The following is a 14006-nucleotide window of genomic DNA, read 5'->3' as shown; positions in this document are numbered from 1 at the left end:
CTCAGGACTCCTCGAAGAGCTTGGCCCGCAACGGCTTGCCGGCCATGGCCTCACGATAGGCCTGCACCGCCTCGCGCGAGGGCTGGTCCAGGACCGCCGGCACCTGCACCTCGACGGTGACCAGCAGGTCACCATTGGTGCCGTCAGCCTTCCTGGCCCCCTTGCCGCGCACGCGGAAGGTGCGTCCGTTGGGAGTGCCAGCAGGAATCTTGAGGGTGACGGGGCCGTGCTTGAGCGTGGGCACCTTGATCTCGGCGCCGAGCGCGGCCTCGTCGAAGCCGACCGGCACCTCCAGCGTCAGGTGATCACCCTTGCGGCCGAACAGGCGGTGCGGACTGACCTTCACCGTGACGAAGAGGTCGCCGTTGGGCCCGCCGTTCTCACCGGGCGATCCCTTGCCCCGCAGGCGGATCTTCTGGCCGTCCTTCACACCCGCTGGGATGCGGGCCTGGATGGAGCGGGCGGACATGCCCCGCCCCGAGCCACCGCACGTGGGGCACGGGTCGTCGTAGACGAGCTGCCGGCCACCGCACGCGGGACAGGTCTCGTTGAGGGTGAAGGCCCCGCCCGAGGTCGAGGCCACCATGCCTGCCCCCTCACAGACCATGCAGATGTGTGGCTTGGTGCCCGGCTTGCCTCCGGTGCCCCGGCAGGAGACGCACGGGGCGTCGCTGGTCAGCCGCAGGCTGATGGTCACGCCGTCGATCGCGTCGACGAAGCTGATCGTCGCCGAGCTCTCGACGTCGGAGCCGCGCTGGGGCCGCGGCTGACGGGCTCGGCCACCACCGAAGAGGTCGCCGAACATGTCACCCAGGCCGCCCTGGCCCGCTCCTCCGCCCCGCTGTCCGAAGAGGTCACTGACGTCGAAGCCACCCTGGCCGCCGAACCCGCCGACGGGGGCGCTGCGGATCTGGTCGTACTGCTTGCGTTCCTCCGGGTCGCCGATGACGTCGTAGGCCTCGGCGATCGTCTTGAACTTCTCGTGCTTGGCGGTGTCACCCGGGTTGGAGTCCGGGTGGTTGGCGCGCGCAAGGCGACGGTAGGCCTTCTTGATCTCCTCGGCGCTTGCGTCCTTGGAGACTCCGAGCTCCTTGTAGTAGTCCTTGGTTGCCCAGTCAGCCTTGCCGCTCATGCGCGCACCTCCCGTCCGTCAGTCAGTCTTCTGTCGAGCCGGTGACCGGGTCGACCACCAGCACCTGGGCTGCCTGGACGACGCGGTCACCGATCTTGTAGCCGCCCTTGGCCACCACCTTGACGGTGGTGACCTCCACCTCGGCGTCCTCCCCCAGGTGGGAGAGGGCGTCGTGGATGGTCGGGTCGAAGGCGTCACCCGGGGCGCCGTAGCGCACCAGGCCCTGCCCGGCCACGACCCGCTCGAGCTGCTCCGCGATGGAGCGGAAGCCGTCCTCGAGCGGTCCGTGCTGGCGGGCCCGGTCGATGTTGTCGAGCACCTCGGTGATCGGGGCGAGCGCGGCGAAGGTCGCATTCTCCTTGATCAGCTCGCGGTCACGATCGACGCGGCGCTTGTAGTTGAGGAACTCGGCCTGCAGGCGCTGCAGGTCGAGGGTCCTCTCCTCCAACGCCATCCGGGCCACCGTCAGCTCGTCGTCGGCCGGGTCGGGCTCGACATCGGGTTCGACGTCGGGCTCGACCGGCTCCTCGGCGACTGGTTCCTCCGGGACCGGGTCCTTGGCGGGCTCGCCGTCAGGGAACTGCTCGTCGGGGGACTGGGTCACTTGGACTCACCCTCGGCGCCGTCGGCCGGCTCCTCGTCGACGATCTCGGCGTCGACGACGTCGTCGTCGGCCTCACCGGTGGCACCCGTGGCACCGCCGGCCGCGGCAGCATCCGCCTCGGCGGAGGCATACATCGCCGCACCCATCTTCTGGCTGGACTCACCCAGCTTGGTGACCCCGGCGGTGAGCTCCTCGGCGGAGGCCTCGTCGTTCTCCAGGGTGGCCTTGAGCGCGTCGACGTCGGCTTGGACCTCGGTCTTCACGTCGTCCGGGATCTTCTCGCCGTTCTCGGCCAGGAACTTCTCGGTCGTGTAGACCAGGCCGTCGGCCTGGTTGCGCGCCTCGACGGCCTCCTTGCGCTTGCGGTCCTCGTCGGCGTACTGCTCGGCGTCCTTGACCATCCGGTCGATCTCTTCCTTGCTCAACGCCGAGCCACCGGAGATCGTCATCGACTGCTCGCGGCCGGACGCGTGGTCCTTCGCGGAGACGTGCACGATGCCGTTCGCGTCGATGTCGAAGGTCACCTCGATCTTCGGCACGCCACGCGGGGCCGGCGGAAGACCGGTCAGCTCGAAGTTGCCGAGGGGCTGGTTCTGCGCCCACATCTGGCGCTCCCCCTGGGCGACCTTGATCTCCACGGAGGGCTGGTTGTCGTCAGCGGTGGTGAAGATCTCCGAGCGCTTGGTCGGGATGGTGGTGTTGCGGTCGATGAGGTTGGTCATCACGCCGCCCTTGGTCTCGATGCCGAGGGAGAGCGGGGTGACGTCGAGGAGCAGGACGTCCTTGACCTCGCCCTTGAGGACGCCGGCCTGCAGTGCGGCACCGACGGCCACGACCTCGTCCGGGTTGACGCCCTTGTTGGGCTGCTTGCCGCCGAGGAGGTCGGTCACGACCTCGGTCACGGCCGGCATGCGGGTCGAGCCGCCGACGAGGACCACGTGGTCGATGTTGGCGACGGCGACGCCACCGTCCTTGAGCACCGACTGGAACGGCGCCTTGGTGCGCTCGAGCAGGTCGGCGGTGAGCTTCTGGAACTCGCTGCGGGTCAGCTTCTCCTCGAAGTGCAGCGGGCCGGACTCGCCGTGCGTGATGTAGGGCAGGTGGATCTGCGTCTCGCTCGAGCTGGACAGCTCGATCTTCGCCTTCTCCGCGGCCTCCTGCAGACGCTGCTTGGCGATCTTGTCGGCGCCCAGGTCGACGCCGTTGTTGGCCTTGAACTTGCCGACCATCCACTCGACGACCTTGTTGTCCCAGTCGTCACCACCGAGGTGGTTGTCACCGGAGGTGGCCTTGACCTCGACGACGCCCTCACCGATCTCGAGGAGGGACACGTCGAACGTGCCGCCACCGAGGTCGAAGACGAGGATGGTCTGGTCGTCACCCTTGTCGAGGCCGTAGGCCAGCGCGGCGGCGGTCGGCTCGTTGACGATGCGCGAGACGTTGAGGCCGGCGATCTCGCCGGCTTCCTTGGTGGCCTGGCGCTGCGCGTCGGAGAAGTACGCCGGAACCGTGATCACGGCGTCGGTGACGGTCTCACCGAGGTAGGCCTCGGCGTCGCGCTTGAGCTTCTGGAGGATGAATGCCGAGATCTGCTGCGGCGTGAAGTCCTTGTCGTCGATGGTCTGCTTCCAGTCAGTGCCCATGTGGCGCTTGACGGAGCGGATGGTGCGGTCGACGTTCGTGACCGCCTGGCGCTTGGCGACCTCGCCGACGAGGACCTCGCCGGACTTGGCGAAGGCCACCACCGACGGGGTGGTGCGGGCGCCTTCTGCGTTCGCGATGACGGTGGGCTCGCCACCTTCGAGGACGGCGACGACGGAGTTCGTCGTTCCGAGGTCGATGCCGACTGCTCGTGCCATGGGGTGTACCTCCGGTGTGTGTTTCAGGTGGTCCCGGGCGCCCGTGTCGGACCTTCCGGGGAGTCTGTGTGGTCCCATCCTGCGTGACCCGCAGGAAGTGTGGCAAATAAGTTGAGTCGATTCAACTCAAGTTTGTTCACTGGTCCCAACGGAGCACGGACACCGGCTATTCCCGTCCATCGATCGGCGCTTCCCCGATCGGTTGTCTGGACCAGCCCTTTCGGGGCATTTCCGGATCACGTCGCGCGGAATCCTCCGCGTCGCCGTGAGGCGCCCGACAGCATCGGGGGCAGCCCTCCTCCAGCGGGGGTCGCTGTGCACAGTTCCTCCGGGGGCTCGGGTGGGGGTCATGCCAGGGGGTATCCAGCTCAAGGAAGTGGGCTCCGCATGCGGGTCACGAAGAAACGAAACCTCGGCCGGAGGCGGCTCGTCCGCGCGTCGGCCCTGACCGCGCTCACCATGTCCGCCGCACTGGCCCTGAACGGGGTCGCGACAGCTGACGACATCCACAACGACCTCGACGCCACCATCGACGCGGCTGCCGAGGTGATGCCGCTCAACGTCGGCACCGACGGCACCACCACGCTCTACCTGCAGCCCCGCAACGGCGACGGCAACAACGGCTGCAACCTGACCGGCCAGACCACCCTCACACTCTCGGTGACCTCCTCGGACACCTCGGTCGCGACCGTCAGTCCGTCCTCGGTCACCTTCACCTCGTGCGGTGACACCAAGGCGCTGACCGTCCACCCGGTGGCGACCGGTTCGGCCACCGTCTCCGCCGCCGAGGTGGCCAGCTCGGGCCAGGGCAGCTTCAACCTCGCGCCCGCGACCTTCACCGTCAACGTGGCCGGCCCGTCCAACACCGCACCGACCGTCGAGGTCGCCGGCGTCGACGGTGGAGCCTCCTACGCCAAGGGCTCCGTACCGGCTGCCACCTGTGAGGTCACCGACGCCGAGGACGGCCCGTCGTCGTTCCCGGCCACCCTCAGCGCGGTCACGGGTGAGTACGCCGTCGACGGCATCGGCACCCAGACCGCATCCTGCGACCACACCGACGCGGGAGGGCTCCAGGCCTCGGCCTCCGAGACGTACTCCGTCGTCGACGCCAGCGCGCCCGTCATCACCTACACGCTGGACCCGGCCGAGCCGGACGGCGACCACGGCTGGTACCGCGGTGACGTCAGCCTCACGTGGCACGTCTCCGAGCCGGAGTCACCGAGCTCGGTCGTCACGACCGGCTGTGTCGACCAGGCGGTCACCAGCGACCAGTCGCTCACCGACTACGCGTGCTCGGCCACCAGCGCCGGCGGGGCGTCGGCGGAGCAGACCGTCAGCATCCAGCGTGACGGATCGGCGCCGGCAGCCCCCGCGGGCACCCTCTCACCTGCCCCGAACGCGGCCGGCTGGAACAACACCGACCTCGTGGTCAGCTTCAGCGACAACGGCGACGAAGGCCCCAGCGGCGTCGCCGGCTGCACTGCCGACGTCCCGGTCACCGAGGAGACTGCCGGCCGCACCGTCACGGGCACCTGCACCGACCTCGCCGGCAACACCAGCGCCGGCACGGAGGTGGCCGTGAAGCTCGACAGGACCGCCCCGGCGGTGCCGACCTTCGTCGGTGGGCCGGAGGACGACATCTACTACGGCGACGACCTGACCGCTCCGACCTGCGAGTCCTCGGACGCCCTGTCGGGCCTGGCCTCGTGCGTGGTCTCCGGCGGCGGTACGTCGGTCGGCACGCACACCTGGACCGCCACCGCGACGGACCTGGCCGGCAACACCTCCACCGCGACGCTCGGCTACGAGGTGCTCGCCTGGACCCTCGACGGGTTCCAGCGACCGGTCGACATGAGCGGCGTCTGGAACACGGTCAAGGGTGGCAGCACCGTGCCGCTGAAGTTCGAGGTTCTCGTCGGTCCGACCGAGCTGACCGACACCTCGGCGATCGCCGGGTTCCGGACCGCGAAGGTGAGCTGCACCTCGGGCATCAGCACCGAGGACTCGATCGAGATCGTCTCCACCGGTGGCACGTCGCTGCGCTACGACGCAACCGGCGGCCAGTTCATCCAGAACTGGAAGACGCCGACCGGCGCCGGCAGCTGCTACACGGCAACGGTGACCACCCTCGACGGCTCGTCGATCAGCGCCCGCTTCAAGATCAAGTGATCTGAGCGGGAAGGCCCCGCCCGGAGTGCGCCGATCACGATCGTCACCGCACCCACGGCGGGGCCGCCTCGATCCGTTAGGTTGAGAGCTGACCACGCGACGCACCCTAGGAGTCTGAATGGGCAACTCTCGGCCCCCTGCAGCTGTCATCGACCTCGTCGACAGCTACGCCCGCCGCCGGAACGGCCAGGTCGAGATCGTGCTGGCCGACCCGCAGTCGCCGATCGGTGAGAACCCCGTGCTGGTGCTGCGCCAGGACCAGCGCAAGCTCAAGGCGCCGGCGCAGCTGGTCGAGGACGAGTCCGGGCGCCGGCTCGTGGCCACCCTGGCGCCGGGGAACCTCCGCGGCACGTGGCGGATCGCGCTCAAGTCTGACGCCGGCCCACGGGTCAGGGTGGAGGCACGACTCCTCGTGCAGGGGCCCAAGCGGCCGGTCGTCCTGCTCTGGGGCAGGAATCCCGGCCCGTCGCGACTGCCCGACTCCAACCGAGTGGAGATCCAGGACGCGCAGCCCGTCGGAGCGGCCCGGTCGGTGGCCCGCAAGGTCGTCTCCGTGCTGCCCGAGAAGCGTGCCGAGCAGCTGCGTCGGCAGGTACGCCGCCTCCGCGGCTGACCAGCGGCTGACCAGCGGCTGACCAGCGGCTGATCAGCCCAGGACGTCGCTGAAGCCCGCCCGGATCGCGGCGGCGTCGGCGCGACCGGCGCTGCGCAGCTCCACCAGGTTCCTCCATCCGGCACTGGCCAGGACCCGCTCCGGGTCGAGGGCGTTCGTCCGGCCGAGGATGGCCTCGGGGACCGGCTGCGGGTCGGGCGTGATGGCCGACTCGACCCAGTCGTCGTACCCCTCGAGCGCGCCGCCGCGCGAAGCGTCCGGGCACAGGACCAGGGTGGTGCCGGTCAGCGCGGTGTCGAGGTCGATGACCACCAGGTCGGGACGCAGGTCGCGCAGGGCCTGCGTCGCCTTGTAGACGTCCCCGGTCCAGGAGCCCGACTCGCGCTTGCGGTTCGCCATGAGGACGTTCAGCGGCAGGGTGTCGTCGAAGAGCATCACCGACGCCGGCGTGGTGAACCGCTCCACGGCGATGAAGTCGCGCAGCGCGTACTCGGCGAGGTGCATGCCGTCGATGAACGCCAGGTCGACGATCGGGATCGGCAGGTGGGCCAGCGGGTCCTCACGGGCGAAGAACTCGTCGCTGGTGGTGCGCGCCAGGTGCACGTCGGCCTGGATCTCACGGTTGATGGTGAAGGCCGGGTCGATGCCGATGCTGGGCACGCGGCTCAGCTGCAGGCTCTGTCCCGTCTGGACCCCGGTCTCCAGGTAGGTGCGGGGTCGGACCGCTTCGTGCAGGCCGGCGAGGAATTGGTGGCGGTTCATGTGACCTTCCGGGGCGTCAGGGGCGTCGGCCCACCCTAGCGACTCCCCGGGACCGCGCCCGGATGCCACTAGGGTCGGCACATGCACGATCGCGGCGAGGAGATCGAGTACCGGCTCGGGCGGGTCATGGAGGAGCGGGTCAGGCCTGCGATCCACCGCGGCATCAGCGCGCTCGACGTCGAGGTGTGGCACGTCCCGCCCTCCTCGGACGGGACCATCGGCGAACCGGTCGGGTTCGACGTGGCCCGAGCCGCGGCGTACGAGCCGGCGAAGGTGGGCGACCGGTGGGGGCCGGCCTGGGGCACCAGCTGGTTCCACCTGACCGGGACCGTGCCTGCGGACGCGGTCTCGCCGGAGGTCGTCTTCGACCTCGGCTGGGCCTCGCGCCGGCCGGGCATGCAGGCCGAGGCGCTGGTCCATCGCCCCGACGGCTCCCTGGTCAAGGGCCTCAACCCGCAGAACTCCTGGATCCCCGTGCAGCCGGGTGAGCAGCTCGACCTGTACGTCGAGGCCGCCGCCAACCCGGCGATCGGGCCGGGTTGGACGCCCACCCGCCAGGGAGATCGCCACACCTCCACCAGGGAGCCGATCTACACGATCAGCCGGGCCGAGGTCTGCGAGCGCGACGTGGCGACCTACGAGCTGAATGCCGACCTCGACGTCCTCGACGGCCTGCAGCGATCCCTGCCCGAGAGCGATGCCCGGCGCTGGGAGATCCGCTACGCGTTCGAGCGTGCGCTCGAGGCGCTCGAGCCGCACGACGTGCCCGGCACTGCCGCTGCGGCCCGGGCCGAGCTCGCGGAGGTGCTCTCCCGGCCGGCGAACGCGAGCGCCCACCGGATCAGCGCCATCGGCCACGCCCACATCGACTCGGCGTGGCTGTGGCCGGTGCGCGAGACCGTGCGCAAGGTGGCGCGCACCGTCGCCAACGTCACCAACCTGCTCGACACCACCGACGACCTGGTGCACTGCATGAGCTCGGCCCAGCAGTGGGAGTGGCTCGAGCAGAACCAGCCGGCCCTCTTCGAACGCGTCCGCGCCCACGTGGAGTCGGGCCGGTTCATCCCGGTCGGCGGCATGTGGGTCGAGTCCGACACCAACATGGTCGGCGGCGAGGCGATGGCCCGCCAGTTCGTGATGGGCAAGCAGTGGTTCCTCGACAAGCTCGGCGTCGAGTGCGAGGAGGTGTGGCTGCCGGACTCGTTCGGCTACACCGCCGCGCTGCCGCAGATCGTGAAGCTGGCCGGCTTCCGCTGGTTCCTGACCCAGAAGATCTCGTGGAACACGGTCAACAAGTTCCCGCACCACACGTTCTGGTGGGAGGGCATCGACGGCACCCGGGTGTTCACCCACTTCCCGCCCGCCGACACCTACAACGGCACCCTGGCCGGGAGCCAGCTCGCCCACGCGGCGTCGAACTTCAGGGACAAGGGCATGGCCAGCCGCTCGCTGCTCCCCTTCGGCCACGGAGACGGCGGTGGTGGGCCCACTCGCGAGATGCTCGACCGCGCCCGGCGCACGGCCTCACTCGAAGGGTCGCCCCGGGTCGAGATCGAGTCACCGGCGTCGTTCTTCGCAGCCGCGGAGGCGGAGTACCCCAACGCTCCGGTGTGGGCCGGAGAGCTCTATCTCGAGATCCACCGCGGCACCTACACCTCCCAGGCGAGGACCAAGCAGGGCAACCGGCGCTCCGAGCACCTGCTGCGCGAGGCCGAGCTCTGGTCGACGTACGCCGCAGTGCGTGGCCTGGTCGACTACCCGTACGACGCGTTGCGGTCGCTCTGGAAGACCGTGCTGCTCAACCAGTTCCACGACATCCTGCCCGGCTCCTCGATCGCGTGGGTGCACCGGCAGGCCGAGCAGGACCATGCGCGGGTGGCCGAGGAGCTCGAGGCGATCATCACCCGGGCGATCACGGCGCTGGCCGGAACCGGCGACGGGTCGGCGGTGTTCGACGCGTCCCCGATCGCGATGCTGAGCCACAGTCCGGTGGTTTCGAGACGGTCGCAGAGCGACCTCCTCAACCCCCGACGGGGGACGGTGGTTGAGGAGGGAGCGCCAGCGACCGTCTCGAAACCACACCTGCTGGTCAACGACCACCTCCGGGTCGATATCGACGCGACCGGCGTGATCCGCTCGATCCACGACCTGGTCGCCGACCGCGAGGTGCTGCCGCCGGGCGGCGCGGCCAACCTGCTGCAGATCCACCCGGACTTCCCGAACAAGTGGGACGCCTGGGACCTCGACCAGTTCTACCGCGACCAGGTCTCGGACCTGGTCGGCGAGGTCTCGACGAACGCGGCCACCGAGGGGTCGGTCGAGGTGCGGGGCAGGTTCGGCGACTCGTCGTACTCCCAGGTGATCAGCCTCGACGGTGGCCGCATCGACATCGAGACCACCGTCGACTGGCACGAGCGGGAGCGGGTGCTCAAGCTGGCCTTCGACATCGACGTGCACACCGATCACGCGCGCTACGAGACCCAGTTCGGCCACGTCACCCGACCGACGCACGAGAACACCACGTGGGACGCGGCCCGCTTCGAGGTGTGCGCCCACCGCTGGGTGCTGGTCGAGGACGGTGGGTACGCCGCCGCGGTGGCCAACGACTCGACGTACGGCCACGACGTGGCCCGTCACCCGCGCCCCGGGGGCGGCACGTTCTCGACCGTGCGCCAGACCCTGCTGCGGGCGCCGCGCTACCCGGACCCGGAGACCGACCAGGGCAACCACACGTTTCGCTCGGCGATCGTTCCGGGCGCCGGCGTTGCCGGGGCCGCCGAGGCCGGCTATGCGCTGAACCTGCCGCCCCGCCACGTCGCTGGTGCGACGGTGGAGCCGCTGGTGCGGGTGGCCGGCGGCACTGCCCACGTCGAGGCGATCAAGCTCGCGGAGGACCGGTCCGGCGACGTGGTCGTGCGGTTGCACGAACCGCTCGGGGCCAGGACGGGCGTGACCCTCGAGCCAGCCTTCGAGGTGGCGCGCGTGAGCGAGGTCGACCTGCTGGAGCGACCTCTGGACAAGGACGCGCTGGTCGCGACGGACCCGATCACGCTGTCCCTGCGACCGTTCCAGATCGTCACGCTGCGCCTGTCACGCTGAGAGCTCCTTGAGGGCCGACAACGCAGCGTTGTGGCCGCCCATCCCGTGCACGCCGCCGCCGGGTGGCGTGGCGGACGAGCAGATGAAGACCCCCGGAACGCCTGTGGCGTAGGGGTTCCGAGCGATCCTGGGGCGCAGCGCGACCTGCAGTCCGCCGTTGGAGCCCGCGGAGATGTCGCCGCCGACGTAGTTGGCGTTGTAGGCCTCGAGCCCGGTCGTGTCGCGCACGTGCACGTGCCGGACCCGCTCGCCGAAGCCCGGCGCGAACCGTTCGACCTGGGCGGTGATCGCCGCGGTCGCGTCGCCGCGCCAGGCATGGGGCACGTGGGCGTAGGCGTAGACCGGGTTCAGCCCTGAGTCACCTCCCGAGCGCGAAGGATCGGTGAGGTACTGCTGGCCCAGGAGCACGAAGGGCCGGTCCGGCATCTCGCCACGACCGGTCCTCGCCTCCGTGGCGACCATCTCCTCCAGCGTTCCACCGAGGTGGACGGTGCCGGCCCTGAGCACCTCGGGGTTCTCCCACGGGATGTCGCCCTCGATGGCGTAGTCGACCTTGAACGCGGCCGGGCCGAACCGATGGCGCCGAAAGGCCCTGTGGATGCGCTGAGGCAGCCGGTCACCCATGATCCGGGCCACCGCGTCCGGCGCCGTGTCGAGGAGCAGGATGTCGGGGTCGCCCAGCTCGTCGTACGCCGTCACCCGGATCCCCGTCTCGACGCGGCCGCCGGCCCGCTCGAGCCTGGCGAGGAGGGCCCGTGTGATCGACTCGGTGCCACCCTCGGCCACCGGCCAGCCGTAGGCGTGGGCGGCCGCGCCGAGCATCAGTCCCGCCGCGGAGGCGAGCGGTCCGGTGAGCGGTCCGAACTTGTGGGCTGCCATGCCACCGAACAGCGCCCGGGCCTCGTCGGTCCTCCAGCGGCGAGCCAGCCACGGCACCGGCAGCAGGGAGTTCAGTCCGAAGCCGGCGAGCTTGAAGGGGTGTTCCGGCAGGTGCAGGATCGGCCGGAAGACGTCGCTGGCGAGGTCGTCGAAGTTCCGCGCGGCGCGTCCGACGAGGCGCTCCCAGGCGGAGCCGTCGACGCCGAGCCCGTTCGCCGTACGCTCCACGCTGCGCCACAGCAGCGCGGCGCGACCGCCGTCGAGCGGGTGCGCGACCTGGACCTCGGGCCACAGCCAGCGCAGGCCTTCGCGCTCCAGGCCGAGGCTCTGGAACCAGGGCGATGCAACTCCCGTCGGGTGGAAGGCGGCACAGTCGTCGTGGAGCAGGCCGGGCACCGTCAGCTCGGAGGTGCGGGCGCCGCCGCCGACCCGGTCCGCGGCCTCGAGGACGAGCACGTCGATGCCCCGCTCGGCGAGGGTGAGGGCGGCCGAGAGCCCGTTGGGGCCGCTGCCGACCACGACTGCGTTGGTCACCCCTGCAGCCTCCCATGTGCTTGGCTGGGAGACATGACTGTTCCCTCCTTGAGTCTCAACGACGGCCACTCCATCCCGCAGCTCGGTTTCGGCGTCTTCCAGGTGCCACCGGACCAGACCGCGGCGACGGTCACCGCCGCACTGGAGGTCGGCTACCGGCACATCGACACCGCGCAGATGTATGGCAACGAGAAGGGCGTCGGCGAGGCCCTGGCGACGTCAGGGATTCCGCGCGACGAGCTGTTCGTGACCACCAAGCTCAACAACATGAACCACGCCCCGGACGACGTCCGACGCTCGTTCGACGAGTCGCTGCGTGCGCTGGGGCTCGACCACGTCGACCTGTTCCTGATCCACTGGCCGCTGCCCACCCAGTACGACGGCGACTACGTCTCCACGTGGAAGGCGATGACCGAGCTGACCGCCGACGGGCGCGCGAAGTCGGTCGGTGTGTCGAACTTCGAGCCCGACCACCTGGCCCGTGTCATCGACGAGACCGGGGTGCTGCCGGCGGTGAACCAGGTCGAGGTGCACCCGCGGTTCGGCAACGAGGCGGTCCGCGCGGCGAACGCCGAGCACGGGCTGCTCACCGAGGCGTGGTCCCCCATCGGCCAGGGCTCGATCCTGGACGACCCGACCATCGGCGAGATCGCCGAGCGTCTGGGCAGGACCCCGGCCCAGGTGACACTGCGTTGGCACGTCGAGCGTGGCGACATCGTCTTCCCCAAGTCGATGCACCGCGAGCGCATGCAGGAGAACTTCGCGCTGTTCGACTTCGACCTCTCCCCCGACGACGTGTCGGCGATCAGTGGACTCGACCGGGGCAGCGCGGGTCGGATCGGGCCGGACCCGGCGACGTTCGACAGGATCTGACGGATCAGTCCAGCCCGAGTCAGTCCAGTTCGAGCAGCTCTCCCCACGCCTGCAGGATCCGGGCCAGTCGCGTCCGGTCGATGTCAGGCAGTCCGCTGATCAGCACCTTCTCGTTGGCGTAGTGCGCCTCGACGGCGCGATCGATCAGCTCCCGGCCGGCCGGGGTCAGGGCAATCGTCCTGGCCCGGCCGTCGCTCTTGTCGGCGCGCCGTTCGACCCACCCGCGCGCGGCCAGTCGGTCGACCCGCTTGGTGATCGCCCCCGTGGTCACCATGGTCGAGGCAGCCAGGTCGGTGGGGCTCAGCTCATGGGGAGCACCGCTGCGACGCAGCACCGCCAACAGGTCGAACTCGCCCTCGCTGAGGCCGAACTCGGCGTACACCTCGACGAGTCGCTCACGGAGCAGGTCGCCGAGTCGGTGGAGTCGGCCGATCACGGCCATCGGGGCCGTGTCCAGGTCAGGACGCTCGACCGCCCACTGCTCGATGATGCGACTGACGTGGTCCGGGGTCATGGAAGGAATATAACTTCTCTGGAAAGTATTATGCCTTCCATGGAAACCATTTGGCGGAACATCCTGCTCACCGCGATCGCCCCGGTCGCGTGGGGGTCGACGTACTTCGTGACCGACGCCTTCCTGCCGCCGGACCGCCCCTTGTTCGCCGCCCTCATGCGGGCCCTGCCCGTGGGACTCCTGCTGCTGGCCCTCCGGCCCGCACTTCCCAGTGGTTCGTGGTGGTGGCGCAGCCTGGTGCTCGGAACGCTCAACATCGGCGCGTTCTTCGTGCTGATCTTCGTCGCGGCCTATCGACTGCCCAGCGGCATGGCGGCGACCCTGACCGCCACCGCACCGATCGCGATGATGGTGGTGGCCTGGCTGCTGATCGGGGAGCGTCCGCGCGTCGCATCACTGCTCGGCTCAGCACTCGGCATCGCTGGCGTCGTCCTGCTGGTGCTCCGGGCCGGCTTCGCCGTGGATCCCGTGGGTGTTGCCGCGTCCCTCGGCGCGGTCGCGATGTCGTCCCTCGGCTACGTGCTGCTCAAGCGGTGGCAGGCACCTGTCGACCTGCTCACCTTGACCGCCTGGCAGCTCGTTGCCGGCGGACTGCTGCTGCTCCCGGTCGCACTCCTGGTTGAGGGCGCGCCGCCCACCTTGGATGCGCGAGCGATCGGCGGATTCCTCTACGTGGGGCTGATCGGCACTGCGCTGGCCAACTACGTGTGGTTCCGCGGCCTGCAGCGGATGACTGCCGCATCCGTCTCCCTGATCGGACTGCTCAACCCCGTCGCCGGCACCGTGCTCGGCGTCGCCTTCGCGCACGAGGTCTTCAGGCTCCCCCAGCTCACGGGCATGGTGCTCGTTCTCCTGGGGGTCGTCCTCGGGCAGCCGGCGATCATCGCGAGGCTCAGGAAGGACCATCGCGACGCACCACGGGCGGTCCTCGAGGTGCCGACCAGGCCGTTGGTCAGGAACTGACTCAG

General features: G+C 69.9%; 11 protein-coding genes. 5 read left to right on the top strand and 6 right to left on the bottom strand.

The features are described from left to right. Position 1: 1 nt before the first annotated feature. Genes dnaJ through dnaK form a run of 3 tightly spaced genes read right to left on the bottom strand, consistent with a single transcriptional unit; the run spans position 2 to position 3595 of the window. Positions 2–1132 (bottom strand): molecular chaperone DnaJ, encoded by a 1131-nt coding sequence (gene dnaJ / locus ncot_RS01400; protein ID WP_168615995.1) that lies wholly within the window; start codon positions 1130–1132, stop codon positions 2–4. A gap of 22 nt (positions 1133–1154) precedes the next feature. After that, positions 1155–1736, bottom strand: coding sequence for a nucleotide exchange factor GrpE (gene grpE / locus ncot_RS01395; RefSeq protein ID WP_240938016.1), 582 nt, complete (start codon positions 1734–1736; stop codon positions 1155–1157). After that, on the bottom strand, positions 1733–3595 hold the full coding sequence (dnaK, locus tag ncot_RS01390; protein WP_168615994.1) for a molecular chaperone DnaK: 1863 nt from the start codon (positions 3593–3595) through the stop codon (positions 1733–1735). The genes grpE and dnaK overlap by 4 nt, the downstream gene beginning before the upstream one ends. A gap of 387 nt (positions 3596–3982) precedes the next feature. Between dnaK and ncot_RS01385 the strand changes: the two genes are divergently transcribed. After that, positions 3983–5764, top strand: a complete 1782-nt coding sequence (locus ncot_RS01385; RefSeq protein ID WP_168615993.1) for a PxKF domain-containing protein — start codon at positions 3983–3985, stop codon at positions 5762–5764. A 118-nt stretch (positions 5765–5882) separates the two neighbouring features. Next, on the top strand, positions 5883–6377 hold the full coding sequence (locus ncot_RS01380) for a hypothetical protein (protein ID WP_168615992.1): 495 nt from the start codon (positions 5883–5885) through the stop codon (positions 6375–6377). Between the two features lie 33 nt (positions 6378–6410). Here ncot_RS01380 and ncot_RS01375 read toward each other — a convergent pair whose 3' ends face one another. Beyond that, the gene (locus ncot_RS01375) at positions 6411–7139 is read right to left on the bottom strand and encodes a class I SAM-dependent methyltransferase (RefSeq protein WP_168615991.1); all 729 of its coding nucleotides are present in this window, start codon (positions 7137–7139) and stop codon (positions 6411–6413) included. Positions 7140–7220: 81 nt separating this feature from the next. Between ncot_RS01375 and ncot_RS01370 the strand changes: the two genes are divergently transcribed. Then, a complete protein-coding gene (locus ncot_RS01370) occupies positions 7221–10238 on the top strand; it encodes a glycoside hydrolase family 38 C-terminal domain-containing protein (protein WP_168615990.1) in 3018 nt (1005 codons plus the stop codon). On the opposite strand, the gene ncot_RS01365 is transcribed toward ncot_RS01370, so the two are convergent. Next, complete coding sequence (locus ncot_RS01365) at positions 10230–11651, bottom strand: NAD(P)/FAD-dependent oxidoreductase (RefSeq protein WP_168615989.1); 1422 nt, start codon at positions 11649–11651, stop codon at positions 10230–10232. The two genes, ncot_RS01370 and ncot_RS01365, sit on opposite strands and share 9 nt — an antisense overlap. 33 nt (positions 11652–11684) lie before the next feature. Between ncot_RS01365 and ncot_RS01360 the strand changes: the two genes are divergently transcribed. Beyond that, positions 11685–12524, top strand: a complete 840-nt coding sequence (locus ncot_RS01360; RefSeq protein WP_168615988.1) for an aldo/keto reductase — start codon at positions 11685–11687, stop codon at positions 12522–12524. A 19-nt stretch (positions 12525–12543) separates the two neighbouring features. On the opposite strand, the gene ncot_RS01355 is transcribed toward ncot_RS01360, so the two are convergent. Further along, positions 12544–13038 carry a MarR family transcriptional regulator gene (locus ncot_RS01355; protein ID WP_168615987.1) on the bottom strand — a complete coding sequence of 165 codons (495 nt, stop codon included), beginning with the start codon at positions 13036–13038 and terminating at the stop codon, positions 12544–12546. 39 nt (positions 13039–13077) lie between these two features. On the opposite strand from ncot_RS01355, the gene ncot_RS01350 reads away from it, so the two are divergent. Then, positions 13078–14001, top strand: coding sequence for an EamA family transporter (locus ncot_RS01350; protein WP_240938015.1), 924 nt, complete (start codon positions 13078–13080; stop codon positions 13999–14001). Positions 14002–14006 lie beyond the last annotated feature (5 nt).

This window comes from Nocardioides sp. JQ2195 (assembly GCF_012272695.1).
Lineage (GTDB): Bacteria > Actinomycetota > Actinomycetes > Propionibacteriales > Nocardioidaceae > Nocardioides.
The sequence above is the reverse complement of the archived record's forward strand: the minus strand, read 5'-3'. Positions and strand labels throughout refer to the sequence as shown.

Coding starts and splice junctions, on each gene's coding strand:
- dnaJ (WP_168615995.1), bottom strand. CDS start 1,132: ATGAGCGGCAAGGCTGACTGGGCAACCAAGGACTACTACAAGGAGCTC.
- dnaK (WP_168615994.1), bottom strand. CDS start 3,595: ATGGCACGAGCAGTCGGCATCGACCTCGGAACGACGAACTCCGTCGTC.
- ncot_RS01385 (WP_168615993.1), top strand. CDS start 3,983: ATGCGGGTCACGAAGAAACGAAACCTCGGCCGGAGGCGGCTCGTCCGC.
- ncot_RS01380 (WP_168615992.1), top strand. CDS start 5,883: ATGGGCAACTCTCGGCCCCCTGCAGCTGTCATCGACCTCGTCGACAGC.
- ncot_RS01375 (WP_168615991.1), bottom strand. CDS start 7,139: ATGAACCGCCACCAATTCCTCGCCGGCCTGCACGAAGCGGTCCGACCC.
- ncot_RS01370 (WP_168615990.1), top strand. CDS start 7,221: ATGCACGATCGCGGCGAGGAGATCGAGTACCGGCTCGGGCGGGTCATG.
- ncot_RS01360 (WP_168615988.1), top strand. CDS start 11,685: ATGACTGTTCCCTCCTTGAGTCTCAACGACGGCCACTCCATCCCGCAG.
- ncot_RS01355 (WP_168615987.1), bottom strand. CDS start 13,038: ATGACCCCGGACCACGTCAGTCGCATCATCGAGCAGTGGGCGGTCGAG.
- ncot_RS01350 (WP_240938015.1), top strand. CDS start 13,078: ATGGAAACCATTTGGCGGAACATCCTGCTCACCGCGATCGCCCCGGTC.